Below are 23,625 nucleotides of genomic sequence, written 5' to 3' on the forward strand. Positions count from 1 at the left end.
ATAACTTCCTAAATCCCTGAAGATGACTGGTCATTCGATTAAATACTGCTTTTGATTGAATTCATGGGTTTTTGCACGATCGTCCATTTCACGCCAATACTCATCTGGTCCATCTTCGTAATCATGCGGCGAGGTTTTCGCCAGCTCGTCCATCTTGGCTTTGTTATCAGCTGCCCACTGTTTACGCTTCTCAAGCATTGCTCTGCAAACTGACATAAACATGGAGTCCCTCTCACCCTGAGAGGCATACTGCTGAGCCAGCTCCAAAAAGATCGTAAGGTGTTCATTATCGAGATTGGTTAAACGATGACCTTGGAATTTCCAAGTGTGTCCGTTCCAGCAAGATAAAGTGAATGATTGTAAAGTCTGCGCTGCTGAATAATCTTGATTGAGCAAAATATCGCGGTAACGATGGAAAGGGCTTTCAGTGCTGTTCATGGTAGTTATTTCCTTTATCATTTATTTGGCTCATTCTGCAAAGCTCCATCAAGAGCATTAACAGCCCATTCGGGGCATGGCCTATGGCTATGAAATAGGTTTAGTTGGACATTATCTGTATCTTACAGCAATTCCATACCTAAAGATTAATGTCGATGATCACAGTAGAGTCAGGGATCATGGTATCTACTGTTAGGGCCTTACATTTTCATAGCCATACCTGCCATACCCCCCATGTCGCGGTCTTATTTGTCATGGCCATGAGATGTAGCAATAACAAGGGGGGGGTAAATCTGCATACTCAAAGGGAATAATTATTGCGTATCGGGCAAGAACCATTACGAGGCACAAAAGTGCAGCCATTTTAACTATACCATGCGTAACTGGTGGTGGAAGGGTCTTACACCTCGCCTCGTCCAGCGTATTCCTGCAATAATGTGCAATCTTTTAAGAATAAGCGCTAATACATGCAATATTATGCGCGCTGCTTTTACTAATTACTATGTAAGTAAAGGCATCTATTGATGCTTAAGGACAGTGCAGCGCCAGCTTTATGGTTTCCCTTAGATTATTGGTTTCCCTGATTTATAGGTTAACCAGATTAGGTTAGCCTGAGTTATTGGGTGTGGGAAAAGCGAGTAGATTGGGTGGGGGTTATGGTATGTACCCCAGATACGCATGGTATAGTTAAGGCGGGTGGGATAAACCGACAGGGGCTACATACCTAGATCAGCACCGCTAGTTGATGGATTGTGGGCATCATTCAATTCGGCGGTTACTTCATTAGCTGGTAAGCGTACTGAATAGAACCAGATTACATGATCGTCCGATAAATTAACCTTGCGTGGACACTTTTCGCCCATCTCGCCCCAGTGATTATTAACAAAATCATCACCAAGCTTTTCGATAGCACCTTTACGCGTATAAAGCTGATCGCTTTTGACCTCGCCACCAACTACATCAACTTGCCTAAAGCCAAGTTGATATTTAGCGGTCGGGCTTTCATCAAGTTCAGCATCGCCTTGAATCAGCAAGTTTCGTGTTTGGAGTGCCGATAAATGCACGCGATTAGTAAGGGCGCTTTCAGCTACGCTTAGCGCCAGCTGGCTCAATGACTCTAATAGCTGATAGGCTCTCTCAGCAGATCGATTGTCGCCCATCAATAAATCCATATTCGCAGTTAAATGATCAACTACTATCTCTTTTAGGTTAACTGGGGGATTGGTTTTCTTCGTCATTGGCAACATTCCTAGTCGTAGCATATTACGATACAATGCGAGCAATTGTATCGGAGTCAGTCAAAATGACAAACACCAATCCTAGTAATGGAACGATATTGTACTCAGCTGATATGGGAGTCGTAGTCTTTAACAACGATTATCTGGCTTGGTCAACATCGCCAGAAGTTGAAAAAGACGCACCTGCCTATCTGTTTACAGACAAATACAAGCTTATGAACCAGCTAGATGTAATTAATAGCTTTGGGGTAGAGCTGTCTGACATTCTTTTTATCCCAGCTCCTTACATTGAGACACATACGATTGCTAAACAGCATGCTATAGATTTGGGAGTACCAAGCTCTGCATGGGACAATATCAGAGTCCCAATCACTATTACTGGAAAGCACAAAGGATCAGGAAAGGCTAAAGCCTACAGCTTTATGTGGTCTGGCTGTCGCGCAGATTATTTCGCTAAGCAGTATATTCACAAGGCTGTCGAGATAACTCGAGAACGCGAACTAAGCAATACTGTTTTATTCTGTGGTAATGAGACGAACACACTGGCACAAGCCACTTTCAATCTCCCCGCACTGAATACAAACAACATTACTGTGATAGCTGCATCCGCTGAAATCGAAAAAGAACTGATAAGTCTTGCTGAAATGAATTTGGATCTCTTAGAGCCTGCTAAAGCACGTCAAATTCTTAGTAACTTAAAAAACAGCGTTTTAGCTAAGCTTGCGCATGCACCTCCTACTACCCACAGCATTAGCAAAGAATTGCAAAACAAGCTTCAGTATATGAAAGCAACTGAACGGCCAGAAAACCTTCTGTATAAGCGAAAACTACAAGAAGTTGGGGTACAGGTAAGTGTTCGTAATGCCCCTTTCTTCCCTTACTATGGACAACTACCAGAGGAAACCTAATGAGCAGTTTCGAGCACAACCCTGTGAACCTTGACTCCAAACTTTACAATCTACAGCTTGGCTTAGAGCGGAAAGAGAAAGAAATGGACCTTGCAGCAAGCAATGATCCGGAATACAAAAAATATCTGACCATCGCGTACGAGGACTACCCAAAGATATTTGAGAGACAAAAACCCAGTGTCTCAATTATGCGTCTACTAACGGATGAACCTAAGTATATGGACGCAATCCTAGATATTGCCCAAGTAAACGCTATTAAGTCTGCAAAAAATTGCAAAACCCTGACTGACCAGCATAAAACCATGCAGGAGTACTATGACCAGCTTACTAGTCGCGCTGGGAACATAATAATTAATAATCCTGAATTTGAGTTGAATAAAAATAGCACTGAACAAGAAAAGCTGGCGCAAGCAATGATTAACATCAACCTAAGAAAGCTTAGAAACCCAGCCAACGTTGAATTTGAAGCACATGAAGCAATTGCTATGATTGGTGGCCTTAAAGCAAAAACAACTCAGGTTATGATCAATGCAAGATATGTGTATAACAACCAAGAGAACGTCAATCAAATGAGGCATGAATCTCAGCAGGAAAGTCAGAACAATCAAGGAATGACAATGAGCTAAGATATGTTGTACGTAGAATAAAAGCGCTGTTTATAATATACTACGTTACGATATGTTTGAGTGAGAGTTAAACCATGAATCAACTGGATCATTACATCCCAAAGGGCGGGATTACCTTGCTTGATCAAGGCGAGCCTGTTAAAAATGTACCGTATGCAGTTGAAGCGTATTTATCGCGTTTTAAAAAATCTACGCGCAACACTGTCCAGTATGTGTTATCACGTATCGCATTGGACTTTGGCATTGAGACTGAAAGCATACATAACGTGCCATGGGATAGAATTAAAGAAAGCCACGTTATTAAACTTTTTGAGTACTGGCGTAACGAATCAGCACTGGAAGCATCAACACAGGCTACCAACTCCTATATTCTGCGCGGCCTACTAAGAACCCTAGCTAAATATGAGCTGTACCCACTGAATGAACTGAATCATATTTTAGAGTTGCGTGTTAAAACGCCTCCCCGTGGAAGCTCCAAAGGCCGCAGTATTTCTGCAACAGATATTGAGCATTTAATACAGTCCTGCCTAACCGATCAGCGTACAGTAATAGGTCTACGTGATTCTGCATTGTTGGCACTTTTACTCGGCTCAGGTATACGCCGCGCCGAAGTAGCACGGCTCACAATCAAATCGATAGATCTTGCATCGGGTACGCTTAACGTAATGGTTAAAGGTGGCCATCGAGCTACTCGATACATTACGGGAAAAGCTATACCACACCTAGAACGCTGGATAAACTACAGGCTGCAGCAAGGAAAGTCCCAGCAGCTACCTTTATTTTCCCGAATATCGAAGTCTGGGCAGGTGTTGGATACTGCGCTAACAGGTCGAGGTGTATTTTATATACTCGAACAGAGATCAATTAAGGCGAATTTACCGTTCCACGTTAGGCCACATGACTGTAGAAGAACACTGGCAACAGAGCTTCTGAGTGAGCACGGGGAATTGGTTGCCCAAAAGGTCTTGGGACACGCAAGATTAGAGACAACAAAAATCTATGACATGAGATCCGATAATCACGTTAGGAATATCATGAGTAAAATGTAGGTCATGGCCATAGATTACATAGCACAATCCTCAGTGACGGCTTCGATATAAAGGTAATCCGCATGTGACACAAAGGTGAGTCTTTCGGCGATCCGTAGCGTGTGCTAGCCCCTTAAACTGGATGTGCGTTCCACCACAAGAATGACATTTAACTTTCCCATTGATAACACTCTTGGGGTATTCCTTTTTATAATTATCGAAGGTAGGTAGTCGGAAATAATGCCTCCGATAAATACGGTAGATAAGCTTGAATAAAGGAACCGCTAGGGCCAGAAATACGGCTAAACCTATTATAAAGAGTATGTGTGAACCGAATAACTGAAAGAAAACTTCAACGGTCATTACAGCAAAGTCCTTTGGCCAGTAAATAAAACTCTGTCACATAGTACATTACAGATTCAGTGAAATACAGTTAATTAGCTGCGAACGGACAGTAATAAACGCAAGTAAATGCGCTTTTATGCGATTGCTATACCAATACAATACTGCTAGTATCGAAACGTTCCTCGCGTTTGCTCAAGTGCTCCCACCTGAAGCAATGCCTATCATCCAGTCCGGCAACGCGAGGGATACTCAATTCCCAACCTTCAAGACTATGCCTGCTCAATGTACTGCCAGCTCATCAAAGTATTTCGGGTTAGCTTGAATAGTGGCCAGCACTTTTGCTGCTAACCCCGTGGGGTTACGGCGTCCGCTCTCCCAGCTCTTGATAGTATCGAGGCTGATTCCTAGAACTTTCGCCATTTCACTCTGCGTAATATTCAGGTTTTTTCTGATAGCCTTAACGTCTGCCAGCTCGTACCGAGTTACACGAGCTGGAATCTTTGTACCGTTTTTGATTTCTACGGCCTCTTCAAGAGAGGCTTTCAACTCGTCAAAGAAACTCATATTATAATTCCTCTTTCAGTCGCTGAGTCAGCTTCCTCAGTTCGGCTTTCTCTTCGTCAGTAATGCTGTCTTTGGTATTTTTAGGGTAGGCCATTACCAGATAAATCACTTCGGCGGTAGCAAGAAAATAGATCACTCGTACACTGCCGCTCTTTCCTTTATTTCCTGTCGCCATCCTGATTTTTCTAAGACCGCCAGTCTTCTGGATGAGAACACCTTTATCTGGTAATTCGATAAGCTCTTTTTGAAGTTCCTTCAGCTCATCATCAGTGGCGATTTGCTTTATCTGACGAGTAAAGATTGTTGTCTCGATAAACTCTATCGCATGACTCACGGCAGTCTCCTATATACCTACATGTACAATGTACACCATGAGTTTCATTTTGAAAAGCTATTTGCTATGTGATCAGCCAAGAAAGTTACTTTTTCGACTTACTAAAATCGTCTCCTGCTTGAATTCTAGCGACCAATCCCACGCAAAGCGCCCTACTTTTCACGTAGGAGCGCCATTTTTTATAAATCCCTTATATATCAAATACTTACATTTTTGATTTTACTCTATTTTCGATGCTTTACGTGCTGCAGGCACTAACAAGCGCTATTACTTCCCTATATGATGCTATAGGGAAGTAATCAGCAGCGCTAAGCATGGCTTACAATTCCTAGTGATCAGACAAACCAACAAAGCCGATACAAAGGTTGGTTTAACTCGTAAAAGGTTGGTTTGAACCCGAGAAAGGTTGGTTTGAACCCGAGAAAGGTTGGTTTGAACCCGAGAAAGGTTGGTTTGAACCCGAGAAAAGTTGGTTTGAACCCGAGAAAAGTTGGTTTGAACCCGAGAAAAGTTGGTTTGAACCCGAGAAAAGTTGGTTTAACTCGTAAAAGGTTGGTTTGAACCCGAGAAAAGTTGGTTTGAACCCGAGAAAAGTTGGTTTAACTCGTAAAAGGTTGGTTTGAACCCGAGAAAGGTTGATTTAACTCGTAAAAGGTTGGTTTAACATCTCGCTTAGCTAAGATAGCCAAAGAAATTAAACCCGTCTGATAGTTCTATATAGTACCTAAAAGTGTGTAAATTGCTGAATAACCTCGCTTAGCGGGGTTATTTTCTATCTGAATATCAGCAATCCATATAGTGTAAAGTGTGTAATTTATGGATTGGCGTAACAGTGATAAGTCTCGCTGAGTACCATTCTGCCTCACTGCCCACTGATTAACGCTTTTGCTTTTTACACACTCTCTTACATGGTGTGTAAAACGAAAAAAGCCCTAAGAACTCAGTATTCTTAAGGGCTTCAGTCAGGCAGGCAGTCTAATTACATAGTTTTTACTATATTCTCCCAGAGACGGGTTATAGGTTTTCAAGGTTTGCCCTAAACTATGTCGCGTAAAGTTAATACTGTTACTCATAGTTAAATATTTAGCATTTGTCTAGATTTTGTGTGACATTCATACTCAATCCATTAATCATCAAAATGCTTTCGATTAAATAAGAAACTATTACTATCAACCTTATGAATCCGATTTGAGATAATTAACCACCATGCTACTGGCAGCATAGTTATTGCCTGTATAATAGCTGAGACCAATGATGACTGGCTTCCATTGTATGCAGCATAGCTTATTAGGCCACACTGGAGCATGAAAGCTAATACAGCTCCTATAGCTGACTTTATGCCATAACCTAGATTTATTCGATTAACTGTAAGCAAGATCACCTTGGCAAAAGAAGCGATTACTAGCGCCAGCATAAATGCAAAGCTAATTATGGGCGATAATAAATCTTTAATAAATAATGCTACTGTATAAACAGTAATCACTAATGTAAAAGCAACTGATAAGATGTACGCTTGACTTGAGCGCTTAGCTATTAAAAGAATACATATTATCGTTGCCTCTAGGAAACTAGCATGTAAAAACATACTTTCAGCATAGATCATTTACATTCCCATGCCGCTTGAACTTTTATTCTCTGGCTCTGCATCATCGACAAAATGTTGCTCAGTGACCTTGCTAACAATCATGCTTAATATTTCGTTTTTCTCAATATCTACTTTACTAAACACAGGCCGCTCCTTAATCGCGTCTTGAAGCCCAGTAACTAGCTTATCGCGTTCGTCTTGGCTTCTAAATGATAACGATAGTTTAATATGATCCTCTATTTGTTGCTGATCCAAATAGCTAGCCATTTCAATTATTGTTCGGCCTTGATCATAGGATGCCTGCTCAATGCTTGAAGCTTGATTTTCAAGGTGTTTCTGAGCGGATAAGCTAAGTGCAGAACGCACTGACTCACGTTTATCCATAAAGTTGTCAATCATTGCAGGTGTTAATTTGTATTTAGCTAAATCCTCATTTGAAAAAGCATTTGAATTAATTGAGTTACGTAGAAACTCTTTTTGCGCCTTCTTCTGAGCATGGTTTACTAGCAAGCGAGATCCACCTGCAATAACCGCTAGACCAACTGCACTTGCTGCGCCAGCTACTGCAACGGCTTGAACTACATCAACGAGTGCTGGAAAGGGTAAGTTACCTTTAAGTCCGGCCTCAATGACTTCACGACTGGAATTCACACTAGGAAGTGTTTGGCTGACCATTGCCCCATCACGCACACTGGTTTCACGCAAGATAGTATCTGCTGCTTTGCCCATGTAAGCGGCTGCACCACCTAAGAAAGCTGTATCATGGAGCCACATCTTGGTTTGCTCTTTAACTTTCTCTGCAGTATTAATTAAGACAGCCATCACTGACACGTCAGCCTTCTTAGGTTTCAAGGTATCCGCATCCACGCGTGTTGCCATAGGTTGTTGCTTGCCCATATACAGCTCCTATTTATAACTGCTCATTAATTATCTTGCAGAACCCATCGATGGTGTCGATTAACTTAATGAAATCTGGTTGCTGCATAAACGTTTCTAAATTTCCGTCAAACTTATTCAGCATCAGCAGGTACCCAAAAGCCTGTTGCATGGCTTCAGACTTCACCTCTTCAGAAAGCACCTGACTAGTTTCTAGTCGCTTTTGTAGACCTACTAGGTCTTTAGCTACAGTCTCTATTCTTTTTTGCATCATCTATTATCCTATACTATGCTACAGATTGTTGTTCTCACATAGTATATACACATTTGAGCCAAAGACCTTAAATACTAAACGTAGCTTTTGTAGCGATTTGTGCGTTCGATTTTCACAAGCTGATCATCTGTAAACTCAAATAAATCGTTCATAGGGCTACCGATCAACCCAGATAAGAACTGTTTCTCAGCTAACAGTTTGCTCTCGCTTAACACCAAGGCCCACGTTTTATCGCTAGCATTCCAACGATAACCTCTAGCCTTTAAGTGATCCTTGATTTTGAAGACGCCTGATAATCTAATTTGAAATGCCTGTGTATAGGCAGCTGTGATGATTTCATTAATACATGCTGGCTCACATTTGAATAACTGCAGCATGGCCATGCAATCAACAGTGGCACGATGACCGTTAAAGTGGAAACCGTTAACCAATAATAGATATTTCAGGCTACGGTGTTCATAACCTTTAAATGCCCAGTCAACATCACAAATGCTACAGGCCCACACCAATTGGTTAAACTCAGGAAAACGGTAGTCAAAAAAAGATCGATCAAAGGCAGCATTGTGAGCAATAACGATGATGGACTTGGATAGCATTTCCGCTATTCTTGCATCATCAAATCTTTTTCCGTTAACGTCTTCCTGCTTGATACCGGTGATACTGGTGATGTGGCTAGTAATAGGCGTAGTTGGTTCTTCTAGTCCACTGTATAAATCACTAATACCCGTCACTAAACGCTTACTAGGACTATACATAACGTTTACGATCCCTATTTCAATAGGTTCGTCCCCTTCGTTTACTGATAAGCCTGTCGTTTCAAAGTCAATCAGCGATATAACTACCTCGTCACCCACAGCATTAGCTAAGTTGTAAGGAAGTTGGCTTTCTAGCTTGCTCAATGACTCAGCAGTAGTAAATGGAATCATATGTAGCTGCTTTTGTTCTTGGAAATCCTTAGACATTCGTACCCCCTTGCAACTCTAATGTCTGTTTTCTCGTTTGTAACAGTTGGTAGGCTTCATTCCAGACAGACACATAATCATCTACGTGGTTGCACGGATTATGCCACTGATCGCAGACGTACCAATCACCGTTCTCAAAAAACGTATGCGGCTGCGGATTGCCTCTTTTAGCACCACACTCAGGACAGAAATCCGAAATATCAACTCGTATAACTGCCATTCTCCACCCCTTTCTCCTAATGATACGCACCTGCATTCTAACCTCCGTTTCCATCGTAGCGTATTATGATACAAATATAATATTGCTTGCATATGCCCTAGAATGCAACTACATTTGTTCCTACTTCGGAACAGGTGACCTATGACAGGTAAAGAATTACAGCTATTACGTAAATGGCTAACTCTTGAAATAGGTGATCTAGCAACGCTGTTTGGTGTGTCGGAACGCTTAGTTAGATACTGGGAATCAGGACAACGATCTATTTCACAAGAAGCCATTGATAAGCTCATAGTCGTTCTTAAGGAACGGGAAAGATTGAGCGAAACAAGCAAGATGGATGCCGCTGGAAGCGGTGATATTTACTTAAAGCTATACCAGAGTGTTGAGGCTGAGCGATTAGCCAGCCAACTAATTAAAGGAATATAAAATGACTAAGAAGAAAGCAAGCTAGCGTGCTGGCGCTATGCCGCGTCTAAAGCACTATGCACTGTGACTCAAACCCTGAAACCTATAGGTATTAAATATGAAAGCCCCTATCAGCAACATTGAGCAATTTATCAAACAAAACTTCGATGCTAGTTGCTCTGAATACATTGTCACCGAAGCTAAAATCCTTAACAGTTTTTTAAAGCGTCTTGTTGATCTTGGCTTTAGTTTAAATCAAGCTAACGATGGTGAGGAAGTACACAAGATTAAAGATAATGACCGCTTTTCAATGCTTGATATTATTTTTTCAGTCGATGAGTCCAGCATTACATTAACATCTGATAAAAGTGAAAAATTCACTCTTTATATTGTATGTGGTAATGGAGACGCTATCCCGATACATGATCACTCAACTTTAAGTGATGAGCTAGAGAAAGTAGTTTTTACAGAGTTTGCGAAAAGCGTGAAAACACACAGCGAACAGCTTTATCAATTAAACTGGGCATGATTCCTTATTCCGCAATAAGGTGCACACCTGCGAATTGAGACAGATTGCTTAAAAGTCTGTCTCAGGATAAAGCTAGAAAACTATTGCTCAGGCAAGCCCCGTTACAAGGAATGTGTACCTATGAACCAAATTCCACTCTTACCTATAAACCCTGCCACCTATGACGAGGTGTGTAATCTGGCAAACCAGAAAATACAGCAGGATTACTTGATCCGCTCTGATAAAGATAGATTTAGTCAGTGGTATAAGACTAGTGTCACTAGTGCTGTTTTTCCAGAGACATTCTTACGCACACTAATCCCCTTTCTATATTGGGAACAAAGCAACAAATCTATGGGCGTTTGTAAAATACCTACCGAGATTGCCTTTGGTGCTTGTATTAAAGGATACCCTGAATACATTGCTGAAAATGAAGTTGAACTGTACAAGGAAGCCTATCGCAGCTCGCTAATTGGTTATCGTTGGGGCGCGGATGCCAGCGGAGACTACTTTCCCGATCTAGGATTCTATGTTGCATCAGAGGGTAAGCACCGTGTTGCATTCATGCGCCACCATAATGAACCATTCTTTTTGGCCAAAGTAACAGAAGCTAGGTATCCTGAGCCAGAGAGAATCAAGCTTATTCGGTCCGATCTTCATGGAAAGATTTCTTACGCCTTACTAGACGGAAAACATCTCCAATTGGTATCTAGCCGAGACCTTTGCACAAACCAGCGACCTACTCTCGACACCAATCTCAAACTCAACTAAAAACTGGAATTGGTGTTAAAAGATAGAAAAAGTCACCGAATTGGCATAACACTCTCCTAAATTGCAGTTAATTCAGATCTATTGGCTAGTTTTGCCAACCAACAGACACAATAACCCTAAGCCAATCCATATTTTTGTTTCAGACTTAGGGCCGTTTTTAAATTATGCACAATGCTAGCAAGCACTGTACTGGTATGAAATTGCATTAACCCTAAATGACGAGCCTTGCTCATCCCATAATGCAATTTAAAATGACCAAATACCCGTTCCACCGTATTTCTGGTTTGGCTCTTTTGGGTATTGGAACGTTTTTGTTGTTCGGTCAAAGGGGTATTACGCCATGCTCTATCATGAATATAATTGTTTATCGGTGGTTCATGCTTGGCAAGATAGTCGTCATGGGCTTGGCTTTTATACGCACTGTCAGCGTAAACAGCAGATTCATTCCCTGTTAAAAGCGTGGTAAAACATTGTGAATCATGCACATTGGCTGGGGTGGTTTCAACTTTTTTGACAAAGCTGTCTTCATCACAGTTTAGATGGATTTTAAAGCCGTAGGTGGTTTTCACTTTGCCTGTGCTGTCTTTTTTACTGACGTAGGCAGCTTCTTTGTCTTGGGTATTGTCGGTATGTTTGCCTTTTTTAGCTCGTTTGTTCTTGGCTTCGACGATACTGGCATCGATGATGCTGACACTGCCTGCTTTGATGATAATATTTTGCTCGGCTAGTTGCTCATTGATTTGGTTGAATAAGGGTTGGGTAAGTCCAAGTTCGCCTAGGTGTTTGTGGTATCGCCAGATGGTGCTGTGGTCAGGTACGTTATCGGTAAGCGATAGCCCGACAAAGCGGCGAAAGAGTAAGTCTCGTGCCAGTTGTTTTTCCATGGCTGGGTCTGATAAGCCATACAGTTTTTGTAGTAATAAGACTTTAAACATGATGACTGGGTGAAAGGCACTTTCGCCACGGTCGCTGTTATGAACATGACGTAAGGTGTGTTCGATAGTCTGCCAGTTGATGAGGTTGTGTAGTTCATCGAGTTCTTCAATGGCTTTGTGGTGATTAACTAGACTGTCTGCTAGGGACAGCTGCCCTGTTTGTTTCCATGCCATGTCGGTGTCTTTTGTTATGTGGTTGATTATAAAGCATTATATCATTTTAACGAACTTTTGTGTATCTGTTCGTGCAAAGGTTTCAATTATTTCGTGTGCTTGCGTGATGTATTTTTGAATGATGCGGCCTAAATAGAGTGAAGTTTTTGTTTCGGTTAAGATTTTTTATGGATGAGTGATTAAAAAATGATTAGACAGCGTCCTTATATTTCAAGTCAATATTTGTGCCGATTTTGGCAATTTAGTCAATGCTGCACTTGCAGGTGAACTTAAACAGAATGAAAACTTGTGATGAAAAGCTGGAAATAGGACGTACTTTGCAGCCTATGCTACAATTCGCAGTCTAGACCGAATACTGGTCTTTTTCTTTTATTTCGTTTTCTTTGGTTTCCAGGTTTTCATATGATTAAGTGGATCATTCTGGCGATTTTTATTCTTTCTGCACTTTATATTCAGCAACGTGGGAAGGTTCGTCACTCGTTTTATCGTCAATTTTTCGATCACTCAACGATTCTTGCGCCAATTAACTACCTCATGTACATGTTTTCAAAGGTACCGAATCAGCCATATATCGATACACAGCATTTTCAAGACTTAAAAGTGTTGGATGAAAACTGGGAAATGATTCGTGATGAAGCAAAAGCTTTATATGAAAAAGGCGGAATTAAAGCATCGAGCAGTTATGATGACTTGGGGTTTAACTCCTTTTTCAAAACAGGCTGGAAGCGTTTTTATCTGAAATGGTATGACTCTGCACATCCATCAGCCGCTGAACTTTGTCCAAAAACGACGGCGTTGCTGAAAACCTTGCCGACCATTAAAGCCGCGATGTTTACCGAGCTGGCACCTGACAGCCGTTTGGTTCGTCACCGTGACCCTTATGCGGGTTCATTGCGTTATCACTTGGGGTTGATCACACCGAATGATGATCGCTGCTTTATTGATGTGGATGGTGAGCGCTATTCATGGCGCGATGGTGAAAGCGTGGTCTTTGATGAAACTTATATTCACTATGCCGAAAACACCACTGATCAAAACCGCATTATTTTCTTTGCCGATGTCGAGCGTCCATTAAAGACACGCTTTATGGAACGTTTCAATCACTGGTTTGGTAAAAAAGTTATGACCGCTGCCAGCTCTCCAAATGAAGCAGGGGATCAAACGGGTGGACTGAATAAAGTCTTTGGTTATGTCTATCAAGTGCGGATCAAAGCTAAAGCCTTGAAGAAAACCAACCGTCAACTGTACTACTTCTTAAAGTGGTTCTTAATGCTCGGAATTTTCTTCCTGATCTTTGTTCGACCTTATGTGTTTTAAAGTACATTAAACGCCCTGAGGGGCGTTTTTTTATTTGGGCAGAAAAGGGGAAGCCTATCTGCCCTTTTGATTTTTCTATTTATTTCAAGGCTTACAGTGGATTTGAACCACGCATGGCTTTATGCTTTATCCAGTTAAAACTAAAAACAACATGAGCGCGTATCTCTTTCATTTTTAAGATCGCAACTTATAAGTTAGATAAAGCATGAGGTTTCAAGGTGCAAAAGTTTCTAGCCTACTCTATTCCCCAGTTGCTTTGCTAAAAGCCTACGGCGTTAAAACTACCAAATGGTCAGATATAATCACGCTACCTGAATCATTTGTTTGGGAATCAGTTGTTGAATCCGGCTTACTGGATAATTCGCCTGATAGCAGGTGCGAAACAGCGCGGACGTTTGACCTGACACGTATCGGTGAGGACTACCAAAAGCACCTTTTAGAAAGTAGAAGCAAAACGCGAAAATTCTTTGACAGTCTACTTAACTCATTTAGACGTTGAGCTAATCAACAGCCACACTCGATATGTATTGGTAGTAGAGCTAGCCCATCATCAGCAGCTGCTTTAACTCAAAGCTGTTATTGCACTTTTCCGCTTGTCCAAGCTCGGCTTCTAGGCGCTGGATGTAAACGAATTTAGTAATATCATCCTGCAGAGCGGCTGCTTCATGAGCTGTAAGTGCGCCAGCAATTGTTACCGCTTCTTTAAGGTTAGGGCATCCAGTATTATCATTTAACGCCAGCAACCTTCTTACTGTTTCTGTGCTGTTATCAATAGCCTCAAGTGCACTACGAACCATCACTGAACGTTGTGAGTCCTTGTGGTTGCAAAGTATACGTGCAACTGCAAACTCTACGGTACTTAGACTGTGGCTCTCAGGGGTAAATCGCCCTCCGTACAGATCACCAACCTTCACATCGACAATCTGGGAAAGTGCCGCTAGCATTTTTTGCTGCAATGGTGTGTTCACACAGTTTTCTAAAATTGTTTCATATCCGCTTATCAGGTGCGCCCTTTCCTCGATACTCAGTTTAGCTAACACGCCTGTGTCGTGAATTTCCTTAATGCTAAAAGCATTTAACCGTGGAAGCTTTTGGGCTGTTACGCCCATCAAAGCATTGTCTAAGGACATACTGCTGGCTAACTGCTTATTAAATGCCTCTACGCCATGAGACTTTATATAGGAATCAGGGTCATGCTCTACAGGAAGCGTAACAAGCCGTATATCAGTATTACTGTTGTATGTTTGTACTAAGTCCTCAAGCAGCCTGCCCATAGCCCTTTGACCGCTTTTATCACCATCCAAGCACAAGTAGACGGTTGAAGCACCTTCGTGTTGTAGTGTGCTTATCTGCTCCCCACTCAACGCTGTTCCCATGGACGCAACGGCGTTAGTAATCCCTGCTTGGTACAGGGCAACCACATCCATGTATCCCTCGACTACGATTGCCGCGCCTGTACTAGCTATGTCTGCCCGATTTTCATGCAATCCATAAAGCAATTCGCTTTTAGAGAACAAAGGTGTTTCTGGTGAGTTGAGATACTTGGCTTGCGTATCATCATTGCTAATACGTCTACCACCATATCCAACTGTTACACCTTTAACGTTCCTGATTGGAAACATAAGCCGATCACGAAAGAAGTCATATTGCCGACCGCTATCTGACTCACCGATAAGGCCATTAGTAACCGCGAAGCTTCTCATGGACCTAGAAGTGTAATGCTCTACTAATCCGCGCCAGCTATCAGGCGCATACCCTATCCCAAAGCGTTTTGCTGTTGCTTGATCGATTCCGCGCTTAGCTATGTAATCAACTGCTAGTTGATCATTGCGGTTCCCCGTAAAGAAAACACTGGCAATCCGTAGTGACAACTCAAGCTTTTCCAGATTATCGTTATTTTCCACTCATGACTCCCAAGACTTAAGCAGTGCTATATAACCGAGCTATATAACCGACTAATTTAACTAAGCTTTTGTTTATTTCCCGTTAACTAGGGTCTGTTGAACATTCATAGTTTCAACCAAACGTATGCACAGGCTAAAGCAACATTGCTACTGTAGCTACTTTTTAGCTTATCATAGCGAGTTGCTAAGCCTCTAAAGTGCTTTAAGGTTGCAAACATATTCTCCACGACATGCCGCGCTTTATAAATATGCCAGTCCATATGCCTATTGTCTTTTAAACTATTCTTTCTATTAGGAATGTTTGGATGAACTTCGTTTTTTAATAAACTCATTTTAAAATCTTCTGAGATATATCCTCGATCAGCATTGAGGATTTTTGTCTCCTTTAATTCAACTTTCTTAATCAGTTCAGGCGCTACTTTAACATCATGAGTTGCTCCATCGCTTACTAAAAAATCCAAGGGATTTCCATGAGCATCGACGATCATATGAATTTTGGTGCTATTACCGCCGGCACTTTTAGCGATCGCCTCTGACTTAGGATTCCCTATCCCGGCACTACTTTGATGCGCTCGAATATGAGTTCCATCAATAGATAGCCACTCCATATCAGGATCTTTAATAAGCTGTTTAAAAATTTTGGTGAATTTATCCAATTTTGTCCATCTTCTAAAAGTTTTAAAAACGGTATTATATTTTCCAAAGCATTCTGGTAAATATCGCCATGGACAGCCTGTTTTCAGGCGATATAAGATTCCGGTGAAAATATTTCTTAAATTTGGTTTGTCATAGATATTCAAATCTAGGAGAATAGGCTTTAGTTTCAACCAAAGCTTGTCATTAAGTAATGTTTGAAGCATAAGAATAGAGAGTTAGTATTGTTTTTTTACGATTACATTTTACTACTCTCTATTTTTTTTATTTCAAATGTTCAACAGACCCTTATTCTTTTCTCAAATTTCGGTATAATTCATCTCCTGACTCACTTAAAAGATAAAAAACAATAGTTATGATTGAATTCCAAGGCCTCACTGTCCGTATGAATGCCAACGTCCTCATCGAGGGCTTTAGCTTCTCTGTTGCGCCAAGAATGCGTATCGGCCTTGTCGGTAAAAATGGTACCGGCAAAACCACCCTTTTTAATACCATTCTCGGTCGCCTTGATCCTGATAAAGGGGATATTCATATCCCGAAAAATGCTGTCATGGCAGAAGTGGCACAGGAGATCAGCAATACTGAGCTCACAGCTTTTGAATATATCTTAAGTGGCGATGAAGAACTCGCACAGCTCCGCATAGATGAAGAAGCAGCGCTACTTGAAGGCGATGCCACTAAAATTTGCGACATCTACACGCGCCTAGAAGAGATCGATGGCTACCGTGCCGATAGTCGTGCTTATCAGCTACTTGATGGTCTTGGCTTTAAAGCTGAAGATTACCATAAGCAGGTCAAAGAATTCTCAGGCGGTTGGCGTATGCGTCTAAATATCGGTAAAGCATTGATGTGCCGCTCTGATATTCTCCTTCTTGACGAACCAACGAACCACTTGGACTTTGAAACGTTTGTTTGGGTAGAAGGTTGGCTAAAGCAATATCGTGGGATCTTAATTGTGATCTCCCATGACAGAGACTTCCTTGACAATATCTGTACGCATATCATTCATCTCTATCAACAAAAAGCAACGCCATATACAGGAAACTACACAGACTTCCTGCGCCTTAAAGCGGAAAAACTCGCGCTTCAACAAGCACAATATGAGAAAAATGAGAAAACCCGTGCACATCTTCAAAAGTTTGTGGATCGCTTTAGTGCAAAGGCAACAAAAGCTAAACAGGCTCAAAGTCGCGTAAAAGCGCTTGAAAAACTTGAAGATATCGCACCAGTACTTGCAGAGAATGAATTCACATTCAACTTCCAAGAACCTGACCGTCTTCCTGATCCACTCATTCGTCTTGATGATGTGAGTTTTAGCTACGATGGAAAACGTAATATCATCGAAAACTTAGATCTCACGATTACCCCAGAAACACGCATGGGCGTATTAGGACGTAACGGTGAAGGTAAATCAACGCTTATCAAGATGATTGCCGGCGAAAATAAGCCAACCGCAGGGTCGATTATTGCTTCTGAACATCTTCGCGTAGGTTACTTCTCTCAACATCAGGTCGAGTATTTAACCCTCGATGAAACGCCGATATGGCATCTTGTACAACTCGATAAAAATCTCACAATGCAAGGCGCTCGTAACTTCTTAGGATCATTCGGCTTCCATGGCGATAAAGTGATCGAAAGTATTGGTCCATTCTCAGGTGGCGAAAAAGCACGTCTTGCACTTGCAATGATCGTTTATCAAAAACCAAACCTCCTGCTTCTCGATGAACCGACGAACCACTTAGATATCGAAATGCGTGAAGCGATTGCCATGGCGCTTCAAGAATTTACCGGTGGCGTTCTGATGGTTTCCCATGACGCATCACTGTTAGAGCTTTGCTGTGACCAATTCGTACTTGTGGCGAATAAAGGCTTTACTGAGTTTAAAGGCGACCTTGAAGATTACCGTAACTATCTTATCGAGCAGAACCGCTTAGCGAATCGCACGGAAAAAGCAGGTGATGGTAAATCTAAAGCCGAAAAGAAAGCGGAGAAAAAAGCCGAAAAAAAGCAAAGAACAGAGATCAGTCGTGATGAACGAAAAGAGCTTCAAGCAGAGCTCCGCCGTTTAACGAAGGACTCTGAACAAGCAGAAAAACGTATCGGCAAACTTCATGAGAAAATCGATGCCATCGATGCGGTATTAGGGGATCCTGAAACCTATGAAAAAAAATCGCCAGAAGAGCTTTTAAAGATTGATACGGATAAATCAGCCCTAGAAGCAGAACTTTCAACATTAGAAGAATCATGGCTAACAGATTCAGAGCGCGTTGAAGAGCTAACAGCTCTTTTAGAGACTGAATAATCACCATTTTAATTTCTAAATGATTTCTCTTTCCTAAAATAGAAATCAACATAATAATCATTGTAAAATCCCAGCATTGTAAAAGTGTTGGGATTTTTTATGCGAGATTCTTTTTTGATAGAAGCATCTTTCAATTCCATCTAAAACATATAAAACGTATAAAATGCAGAAAACAATTGATCCATTTAATGCAGATACAGTGCCTGATACTCCACTCTAAGTTAAAGTGCCGGCATTAATGGTCCTTCAATTTTGAATTTCCGGATGCATGATCGAGAAGATATCAGCGTCTCAACTGCTGACGCGAGATTAGGGTCTGTTGAACATTCATAGTTTCAACCAAACGTATGCACAGGCTAAAGCAACATTGCTACTGTAGCTACTTTTTAGCTTATCATAGCGAGTTGCTAAGCCTCTAAAGTGCTTTAAGGTTGCAAACATATTCTCCACGACATGCCGCGCTTTATAAATATGCCAGTCCATATGCCTATTGTCTTTTAAACTATTCTTTCTATTAGGAATGTTTGGATGAACTTCGTTTTTTAATAAACTCATTTTAAAATCTTCTGAGATATATCCTCGATCAGCATTGAGGATTTTTGTCTCCTTTAATTCAACTTTCTTAATCAGTTCAGGCGCTACTTTAACATCATGAGTTGCTCCATCGCTTACTAAAAAATCCAAGGGATTTCCATGAGCATCGACGATCATATGAATTTTGGTGCTATTACCGCCGGCACTTTTAGCGATCGCCTCTGACTTAGGATTCCCTATCCCGGCACTACTTTGATGCGCTCGAATATGAGTTCCATCAATAGATAGCCACTCCATATCAGGATCTTTAATAAGCTGTTTAAAAATTTTGGTGAATTTATCCAATTTTGTCCATCTTCTAAAAGTTTTAAAAACGGTATTATATTTTCCAAAGCATTCTGGTAAATATCGCCATGGACAGCCTGTTTTCAGGCGATATAAGATTCCGGTGAAAATATTTCTTAAATTTGGTTTGTCATAGATATTCAAATCTAGGAGAATAGGCTTTAGTTTCAACCAAAGCTTGTCATTAAGTAATGTTTGAAGCATAAGAATAGAGAGTTAGTATTGTTTTTTTACGATTACATTTTACTACTCTCTATTTTTTTTATTTCAAATGTTCAACAGACCCTAATCTGATAGGGTCACTTTCTGGCGAGGAAGCAAGGCGATTTTCAGTGCAGCTGCAGAGGTGTTTCGTAGACGGCCACTGCGATTCTGAATACCCCAGCGCCAAATATTAATCGGAATAGGTGCCAGCGTGTCGGGCATCTCTGGATCACGATCATATTTAACTAAAACAGAGTGTTGGTTGCGCTGAAGAATGGAGCCAATAATGATTTTAGTGAACTCATGTAGCGTAAGAGTTGCATCTAAGCGGTAATCTTTTCCGCCACGTTTCCTTACGATATCTCCAGTCACCACACCCGGTGCAAAAGGTTTAAAATCAGCTTGTAGGGTTTTAAAACTGCGCTCAACAATACCTTTAGCATCGCCTCGATAAGGAGGCGTGTTTTCAATTCTCACGCCAAATGCTTGCTCAAGAGATTCAATTTGATACCCGAGTAGCTCTCCCCTGTCTGCTAAAATGGCATCAGGGATACCTATCGAAGGCCAATCTTCTGGCTCAACATTATAACCGTATGATTGACACAACTGTACTTTGTCAGTCATCGCATTAACTAGAGCTAACATGGCTGTAACGTACGAAGGGTTCTCAAGGCCGACATAGAAACCAGCAATTAGCCTACTGTAAACATCAACAACAGCGTATAACGTTGGGCGACCGATAATGCTTTTTCGATCAGCCGATAGAAGATAAATATCTGCAATGGTGGCATCAATTTCGTATCGTGCACCTGGGCCATGAACACCAGCTGTCGCTGTACCCTGCAGTGGCTTGATATCCTTATGGTAATTGATCTTATTTGCTCTCAGGCGAATACGATCTGGCCGGATATATTCGCGCTCATAAAAATGGCGTAATTGTCTGATTGTTGGGAAGTTCTCTTTGAACTCATCAGGGTTTGCGACTTCAAACATATCTTCAAAGCGGCGATGTGCATAAGGCAGAGAATGGCTTTTCTCTGTTAAATAATAACGATCCAGCACAATACGGAACATGCGCTCAATGCTGCTATCAATAATTGCTCCCGTTCCAGGGGCTATACTTCTTGGACGGCCTAGTTTTTTATCTGACGCTGCACGCTTTGTGCCACGAGCACCTGAATTATTGTAGTCAGGTAAAAGAGCGTTTGGTGTACAGCCACGTTGCCAGTACTGGCGCAGGTATGAGTACAAAGTCTTTTTAGCGGAGCCGGATGCTTCAACAGCTTGCTGTATTAAGGCGCCTCTACCCGATCTATAATAAATATTAGGATGATTTATTAGTGTCTCAATGGCAGCAAGGCGCTTATCACGGACTTTCTGCGCAGCTGAACCCTGTTCTGGTAATTGTGCCGCAAGATACAAAAAAGGGTCCTCAACTCTTCTTAAGGTTTCAGATAATATTTCTGTGTCAACTTCTGATAAAGGTATTTGCTCTGGAAAAGCTTTATCAGAGTCAATATCTATCCAAGTATATTGAGTATCGGAGACGACAAGAATTCGATAGCGAATATCTGCATACATGACAACATCATTGATTCGCAGCATAGCGCTCCCTCAATGAATGTATGTCGGATGAGGCTTGCAGCTCACTAACGCATAAAGATGACCAGTGCTTGGTAATATCAAATAAGAAAACTCGTAAAGCTAATAGCGAGCGAATTTTTTGTAGTGATTCGCCGGGTGCCAGTGAGTATGCTTGGTCAAGGATCATTGCTGCTTGTGAAATCTGTAGGGTTGGATTCTGCAGGAAAAAATTTAAATAGAATGCCGCCATAGCTAATGTGCTTTCAAGTTCATCGAGGGCAACCTGCGCGGGATAAAGCCAAGCAATATTTTGTATGACTATCTTGGGTATTTGTTGTTCTGTTAGTAAATACCATGGGATATTTTTCTTAGCCCAATACCGTCGCTCAAGCTCTAGCTTCTCTATCGTTCTGGGGTTGTATAGTTCAGCTGATGTTTTAACTTGTATAGCTATTCTTGGTTGGCGCAACATATTCGTATCAATGAGAAAGTCACTAGACATAATCTGCACTTGCCCTTTAAGCGCGGGGTGGCGAATACCTGCTTGTTCTGCAAGCTCAAGGGTGTCTTCTAACCTGAGAGGATATTGCTCACGTATATCGGTAGCGAATGGGTTCCAGTCAAACAAAAAGAAAGCTGCTAACTCTAAATCTGAAAGCAGGTGGTGGGTACGCTGCGTTTGAAATCCCCAGATGCGATGGGAGCGGCCAGAAGAGGGTAAATCTCTGACCGTTAGCCAAGGTTGATAGTCTTTACCGGAGCCAGCTCCACGCCCTTGTTTTATCCATTTCAAAGAACGTGAGTCAAGTGTGCTGCTTGTCATGCTCCACACCTCAATTTTGAGCATTAAATGTATGGAGCAAGTTACCAATTATATTGTCAAGTTACCAACTTTATTGTTCAGTTACTAACTTTATTGTCATGCCACATCTGCGGCTGTAGACAGGCTATTGTAGAAACTGAAATCAGCCAACGGAAAGGTGAAGGCCTGACTACTCCCTCGTCTTTTGTGCTTTAAACTGCAGTGTTCGCAGAAAGGTACCTTCGTAACCCATCGAAATATGAAGCCGTAATGATACATACTGCGTTCACACTCCTCTCACATGCTACATAACGCAATGAAATACGATTAAATGCGGACTAATGCGAAAAAATGCTAGAAAAGGCAAATATGTGCTACAAAAGAAAACCAATACTGGAGCAAAGAGATAAGGGCAGGTGCTAGTGGTGCACGGACTATTGACAGTGCACCACTAGCAAGTCACTAATTTTTGTTGTGTAGCGTTGGCTTTTGTAATGTGCTTTAGGTTTCCATGTTTCTGCACCAGCACTGATACTACGAGCAGTTTTTAAAGCGCCAGCACCATACCTTGATGCACTTTCTGATAGGAGCTTAGTCAAAGCTTCAGCATTACCTTTTTGATTATTTGCAAAGAGATCTGACGTGCTTTGTTTTAAATCACGTAGATCATCAAAGATAACTCCAACCTTGCTGAACTCATAGCCGTTTAACCAAACATGCTCCAGTGTGTTAATAGCTGCGTTGGTAAGTAAGCTCAAATTATCTGTATGTGGTTTAAGTACCACCTCAGCACTGTTGTAGTAACGGGCGCTGCTATGGCTACCTGTCATCAAGAATACCTTTATTCGTCCACATAAAGACTGCTGGCCAGTTAGACGGCGATGACCTGTCAAAACATGTTGTGCCAAGGCGGTTGAAACACTGTTTAAGTTATTTTGTTTTTCACCAAAGCTTCTACTTACACATATTTGTTGCTTATCCTTACTTGCTGAGTCCAACGTGACTGCAGGAATACCTTTTAGCTCTAATACCGTTCGTTCAAGAACGACACTAAATTTCTTTGCAATCATGACGGGGTCAGTATTAGCTAAATCCCATGCTGTTTGTATACCAATTTTATTCAGAGAGGCCTGATACTTACGCCCGACACCCCAAATCTCATGAACAGGCGTAATTCTCATTAGTCTCTCAGCGCGCTTTCTATCTGTTAAATCAACTATCCCATTTGTTTTAGCCCATTTTTTGGATGCGTAATTTGCGAGCTTTGCAAGCGTATAGGTGGAGCTGATTCCGATACCCGTGCCTATTCCAGTGCTTTGCAGTACACTTTTTTGTGTGCGTTTAGCAAGCGCTAGCAAGTCACCAGCGTAACCACTTAAATCTGCAAACGCTTCATCAATCTAAAGGAAAGAAGAACAGCCATGGACATGACTTCAGCTCAGACATTCCGCTACTCAATCTCTGATGTCGGATGTCCATAGAAAGAACCTCTTTTCCAGGAAATTGGGGCTTGAAGTCCATACCTGCGCAATTGCACCCATTTGACCAGTCAATTGCATTGGTACTGACCACCGCGTGCATCCGACTTGGCCAGTGGGCAGCAGAGACGCAACAGGCAGAAACCGGCCAGAAGCAGTCAGTCAATCATGCGTTACAGTGATTTTTTGCAGCTCTTTATAGAGCCGTTAGCTGCTGCCACCAATAATCCATAGGCCTGCCAGTCGTCAGACAGTCTTATTCTCGATCAGACGATTGCCCCGTCGATGACCAGTAGCTCACCGGTGATGG

25 protein-coding genes are annotated in these 23,625 nt (G+C 41.7%); 9 read left to right on the top strand and 16 right to left on the bottom strand.

Annotated elements, in window-relative coordinates:
* Nucleotides 1–30: 30 nt before the first annotated feature.
* Together AC2T15_RS12760 and AC2T15_RS12765 are read right to left on the bottom strand one after the other, a co-directional pair.
* Complete coding sequence (locus tag AC2T15_RS12760; RefSeq protein ID WP_486779080.1) at nucleotides 31–438, bottom strand: hypothetical protein; 408 nt, start codon at nucleotides 436–438, stop codon at nucleotides 31–33.
* A 716-nt stretch (nucleotides 439–1,154) separates the two neighbouring features.
* Complete coding sequence (locus AC2T15_RS12765) at nucleotides 1,155–1,676, bottom strand: hypothetical protein (protein ID WP_486779081.1); 522 nt, start codon at nucleotides 1,674–1,676, stop codon at nucleotides 1,155–1,157.
* A 65-nt stretch (nucleotides 1,677–1,741) separates the two neighbouring features.
* Here AC2T15_RS12765 and AC2T15_RS12770 point away from each other — a divergent pair, with 65 nt between their 5' ends.
* The 3 genes from AC2T15_RS12770 to AC2T15_RS12780 all read left to right on the top strand — a co-directional run bounded on the left by AC2T15_RS12770 (nucleotide 1,742) and on the right by AC2T15_RS12780 (nucleotide 4,259).
* The gene (locus AC2T15_RS12770) at nucleotides 1,742–2,584 is read left to right on the top strand and encodes a hypothetical protein (RefSeq protein WP_486779082.1); all 843 of its coding nucleotides are present in this window, start codon (nucleotides 1,742–1,744) and stop codon (nucleotides 2,582–2,584) included.
* Nucleotides 2,584–3,210, top strand: coding sequence for a hypothetical protein (locus tag AC2T15_RS12775; RefSeq protein ID WP_486779083.1), 627 nt, complete (start codon nucleotides 2,584–2,586; stop codon nucleotides 3,208–3,210). The genes AC2T15_RS12770 and AC2T15_RS12775 overlap by 1 nt, the downstream gene beginning before the upstream one ends.
* Nucleotides 3,211–3,284: 74 nt before the next feature.
* Complete coding sequence (locus AC2T15_RS12780) at nucleotides 3,285–4,259, top strand: site-specific integrase (protein WP_486779084.1); 975 nt, start codon at nucleotides 3,285–3,287, stop codon at nucleotides 4,257–4,259.
* A 603-nt stretch (nucleotides 4,260–4,862) separates the two neighbouring features.
* On the opposite strand, the gene nadS is transcribed toward AC2T15_RS12780, so the two are convergent.
* The 7 genes from nadS to AC2T15_RS12815 all read right to left on the bottom strand — a co-directional run bounded on the left by nadS (nucleotide 4,863) and on the right by AC2T15_RS12815 (nucleotide 9,178).
* Nucleotides 4,863–5,147 carry a NadS family protein gene (gene nadS / locus AC2T15_RS12785; protein WP_486779085.1) on the bottom strand — a complete coding sequence of 95 codons (285 nt, stop codon included), beginning with the start codon at nucleotides 5,145–5,147 and terminating at the stop codon, nucleotides 4,863–4,865.
* Between the two features lies 1 nt (nucleotide 5,148).
* The gene (locus tag AC2T15_RS12790; protein ID WP_486779086.1) at nucleotides 5,149–5,481 is read right to left on the bottom strand and encodes a type II toxin-antitoxin system RelE/ParE family toxin; all 333 of its coding nucleotides are present in this window, start codon (nucleotides 5,479–5,481) and stop codon (nucleotides 5,149–5,151) included.
* Nucleotides 5,482–5,851: 370 nt separating this feature from the next.
* Nucleotides 5,852–6,121 (bottom strand): hypothetical protein, encoded by a 270-nt coding sequence (locus AC2T15_RS12795; protein WP_486779167.1) that lies wholly within the window; start codon nucleotides 6,119–6,121, stop codon nucleotides 5,852–5,854.
* 486 nt (nucleotides 6,122–6,607) lie between these two features.
* Nucleotides 6,608–7,084 (bottom strand): hypothetical protein, encoded by a 477-nt coding sequence (locus tag AC2T15_RS12800; protein ID WP_486779087.1) that lies wholly within the window; start codon nucleotides 7,082–7,084, stop codon nucleotides 6,608–6,610.
* Nucleotides 7,085–7,963 carry a hypothetical protein gene (locus AC2T15_RS12805; protein ID WP_486779088.1) on the bottom strand — a complete coding sequence of 293 codons (879 nt, stop codon included), beginning with the start codon at nucleotides 7,961–7,963 and terminating at the stop codon, nucleotides 7,085–7,087.
* 13 nt (nucleotides 7,964–7,976) lie between these two features.
* Nucleotides 7,977–8,216: a hypothetical protein gene (locus AC2T15_RS12810; protein ID WP_486779089.1), complete on the bottom strand. Its 240-nt coding sequence runs from the start codon at nucleotides 8,214–8,216 to the stop codon at nucleotides 7,977–7,979.
* 74 nt (nucleotides 8,217–8,290) lie between these two features.
* Nucleotides 8,291–9,178 carry a 3'-5' exonuclease gene (locus AC2T15_RS12815; RefSeq protein ID WP_486779090.1) on the bottom strand — a complete coding sequence of 296 codons (888 nt, stop codon included), beginning with the start codon at nucleotides 9,176–9,178 and terminating at the stop codon, nucleotides 8,291–8,293.
* 361 nt (nucleotides 9,179–9,539) lie between these two features.
* Between AC2T15_RS12815 and AC2T15_RS12820 the strand changes: the two genes are divergently transcribed.
* The 3 genes from AC2T15_RS12820 (at nucleotide 9,540) to AC2T15_RS12830 (ending at nucleotide 11,082) form a co-directional block, all read left to right on the top strand.
* A complete protein-coding gene (locus tag AC2T15_RS12820) occupies nucleotides 9,540–9,824 on the top strand; it encodes a helix-turn-helix domain-containing protein (protein WP_486779091.1) in 285 nt (94 codons plus the stop codon).
* Nucleotides 9,825–9,921: 97 nt separating this feature from the next.
* On the top strand, nucleotides 9,922–10,332 hold the full coding sequence (locus tag AC2T15_RS12825) for a hypothetical protein (RefSeq protein ID WP_486779092.1): 411 nt from the start codon (nucleotides 9,922–9,924) through the stop codon (nucleotides 10,330–10,332).
* Between the two features lie 120 nt (nucleotides 10,333–10,452).
* Nucleotides 10,453–11,082, top strand: a complete 630-nt coding sequence (locus AC2T15_RS12830; protein WP_486779093.1) for a hypothetical protein — start codon at nucleotides 10,453–10,455, stop codon at nucleotides 11,080–11,082.
* A gap of 116 nt (nucleotides 11,083–11,198) precedes the next feature.
* Here the strand turns inward: AC2T15_RS12830 and AC2T15_RS12835 are convergent, their stop codons facing one another.
* The gene (locus tag AC2T15_RS12835) at nucleotides 11,199–12,191 is read right to left on the bottom strand and encodes an IS5 family transposase (RefSeq protein WP_180036307.1); all 993 of its coding nucleotides are present in this window, start codon (nucleotides 12,189–12,191) and stop codon (nucleotides 11,199–11,201) included.
* 402 nt (nucleotides 12,192–12,593) lie between these two features.
* On the opposite strand from AC2T15_RS12835, the gene lpxO reads away from it, so the two are divergent.
* Nucleotides 12,594–13,508, top strand: coding sequence for a lipid A hydroxylase LpxO (gene lpxO / locus AC2T15_RS12840; RefSeq protein WP_125273387.1), 915 nt, complete (start codon nucleotides 12,594–12,596; stop codon nucleotides 13,506–13,508).
* A gap of 539 nt (nucleotides 13,509–14,047) precedes the next feature.
* Here lpxO and AC2T15_RS12845 read toward each other — a convergent pair.
* Both AC2T15_RS12845 and AC2T15_RS12850 read right to left on the bottom strand, forming a co-directional pair.
* Complete coding sequence (locus AC2T15_RS12845) at nucleotides 14,048–15,412, bottom strand: DNA primase (RefSeq protein ID WP_486779094.1); 1,365 nt, start codon at nucleotides 15,410–15,412, stop codon at nucleotides 14,048–14,050.
* A 104-nt stretch (nucleotides 15,413–15,516) separates the two neighbouring features.
* Nucleotides 15,517–16,272: an IS5 family transposase gene (locus tag AC2T15_RS12850; protein WP_172767836.1), complete on the bottom strand. Its 756-nt coding sequence runs from the start codon at nucleotides 16,270–16,272 to the stop codon at nucleotides 15,517–15,519.
* Nucleotides 16,273–16,421: 149 nt separating this feature from the next.
* On the opposite strand from AC2T15_RS12850, the gene abc-f reads away from it, so the two are divergent.
* Nucleotides 16,422–18,368 carry a ribosomal protection-like ABC-F family protein gene (gene abc-f, locus AC2T15_RS12855; RefSeq protein WP_252447443.1) on the top strand — a complete coding sequence of 649 codons (1,947 nt, stop codon included), beginning with the start codon at nucleotides 16,422–16,424 and terminating at the stop codon, nucleotides 18,366–18,368.
* A 327-nt stretch (nucleotides 18,369–18,695) separates the two neighbouring features.
* On the opposite strand, the gene AC2T15_RS12860 is transcribed toward abc-f, so the two are convergent.
* From AC2T15_RS12860 to AC2T15_RS12875, 4 genes are all read right to left on the bottom strand, one after another.
* Nucleotides 18,696–19,451: an IS5 family transposase gene (locus AC2T15_RS12860; protein ID WP_172767836.1), complete on the bottom strand. Its 756-nt coding sequence runs from the start codon at nucleotides 19,449–19,451 to the stop codon at nucleotides 18,696–18,698.
* Nucleotides 19,452–19,532: 81 nt separating this feature from the next.
* Entirely contained in the window at nucleotides 19,533–21,056 is a 1,524-nt protein-coding gene (locus AC2T15_RS12865; RefSeq protein WP_486779095.1) for a transposase, read from the bottom strand.
* Nucleotides 21,040–21,858: a TnsA endonuclease N-terminal domain-containing protein gene (locus AC2T15_RS12870; protein WP_286594622.1), complete on the bottom strand. Its 819-nt coding sequence runs from the start codon at nucleotides 21,856–21,858 to the stop codon at nucleotides 21,040–21,042. Before AC2T15_RS12870 ends, AC2T15_RS12865 begins: the two co-directional genes overlap by 17 nt.
* 413 nt (nucleotides 21,859–22,271) lie before the next feature.
* Complete coding sequence (locus AC2T15_RS12875) at nucleotides 22,272–23,237, bottom strand: DinB/UmuC family translesion DNA polymerase (RefSeq protein WP_486779168.1); 966 nt, start codon at nucleotides 23,235–23,237, stop codon at nucleotides 22,272–22,274.
* Nucleotides 23,238–23,347: 110 nt separating this feature from the next.
* Here AC2T15_RS12875 and AC2T15_RS12880 point away from each other — a divergent pair, with 110 nt between their 5' ends.
* Nucleotides 23,348–23,497: a hypothetical protein gene (locus AC2T15_RS12880; protein WP_155275771.1), complete on the top strand. Its 150-nt coding sequence runs from the start codon at nucleotides 23,348–23,350 to the stop codon at nucleotides 23,495–23,497.
* Nucleotides 23,498–23,625: the final 128 nt, after the last annotated feature.

This window comes from Thiopseudomonas sp. SA1F2-1K, from assembly GCF_057443035.1.

What these genes read in the sequence shown, in the direction of transcription:
- AC2T15_RS12760 (WP_486779080.1), bottom strand. Translation starts at nt 438, where the DNA reads ATGAACAGCACTGAAAGCCCTTTCCATCGTTACCGCGATATTTTGCTC.
- AC2T15_RS12765 (WP_486779081.1), bottom strand. Translation starts at nt 1,676, where the DNA reads ATGACGAAGAAAACCAATCCCCCAGTTAACCTAAAAGAGATAGTAGTT.
- AC2T15_RS12770 (WP_486779082.1), top strand. Translation starts at nt 1,742, where the DNA reads ATGACAAACACCAATCCTAGTAATGGAACGATATTGTACTCAGCTGAT.
- AC2T15_RS12775 (WP_486779083.1), top strand. Translation starts at nt 2,584, where the DNA reads ATGAGCAGTTTCGAGCACAACCCTGTGAACCTTGACTCCAAACTTTAC.
- AC2T15_RS12780 (WP_486779084.1), top strand. Translation starts at nt 3,285, where the DNA reads ATGAATCAACTGGATCATTACATCCCAAAGGGCGGGATTACCTTGCTT.
- nadS (WP_486779085.1), bottom strand. Translation starts at nt 5,147, where the DNA reads ATGAGTTTCTTTGACGAGTTGAAAGCCTCTCTTGAAGAGGCCGTAGAA.
- AC2T15_RS12800 (WP_486779087.1), bottom strand. Translation starts at nt 7,084, where the DNA reads ATGATCTATGCTGAAAGTATGTTTTTACATGCTAGTTTCCTAGAGGCA.
- AC2T15_RS12805 (WP_486779088.1), bottom strand. Translation starts at nt 7,963, where the DNA reads ATGGGCAAGCAACAACCTATGGCAACACGCGTGGATGCGGATACCTTG.
- AC2T15_RS12810 (WP_486779089.1), bottom strand. Translation starts at nt 8,216, where the DNA reads ATGATGCAAAAAAGAATAGAGACTGTAGCTAAAGACCTAGTAGGTCTA.
- AC2T15_RS12815 (WP_486779090.1), bottom strand. Translation starts at nt 9,178, where the DNA reads ATGTCTAAGGATTTCCAAGAACAAAAGCAGCTACATATGATTCCATTT.
- AC2T15_RS12820 (WP_486779091.1), top strand. Translation starts at nt 9,540, where the DNA reads ATGACAGGTAAAGAATTACAGCTATTACGTAAATGGCTAACTCTTGAA.
- AC2T15_RS12825 (WP_486779092.1), top strand. Translation starts at nt 9,922, where the DNA reads ATGAAAGCCCCTATCAGCAACATTGAGCAATTTATCAAACAAAACTTC.
- AC2T15_RS12830 (WP_486779093.1), top strand. Translation starts at nt 10,453, where the DNA reads ATGAACCAAATTCCACTCTTACCTATAAACCCTGCCACCTATGACGAG.
- AC2T15_RS12835 (WP_180036307.1), bottom strand. Translation starts at nt 12,191, where the DNA reads ATGGCATGGAAACAAACAGGGCAGCTGTCCCTAGCAGACAGTCTAGTT.
- lpxO (WP_125273387.1), top strand. Translation starts at nt 12,594, where the DNA reads ATGATTAAGTGGATCATTCTGGCGATTTTTATTCTTTCTGCACTTTAT.
- AC2T15_RS12850 (WP_172767836.1), bottom strand. Translation starts at nt 16,272, where the DNA reads ATGCTTCAAACATTACTTAATGACAAGCTTTGGTTGAAACTAAAGCCT.
- abc-f (WP_252447443.1), top strand. Translation starts at nt 16,422, where the DNA reads ATGATTGAATTCCAAGGCCTCACTGTCCGTATGAATGCCAACGTCCTC.
- AC2T15_RS12860 (WP_172767836.1), bottom strand. Translation starts at nt 19,451, where the DNA reads ATGCTTCAAACATTACTTAATGACAAGCTTTGGTTGAAACTAAAGCCT.
- AC2T15_RS12865 (WP_486779095.1), bottom strand. Translation starts at nt 21,056, where the DNA reads ATGCTGCGAATCAATGATGTTGTCATGTATGCAGATATTCGCTATCGA.
- AC2T15_RS12870 (WP_286594622.1), bottom strand. Translation starts at nt 21,858, where the DNA reads ATGACAAGCAGCACACTTGACTCACGTTCTTTGAAATGGATAAAACAA.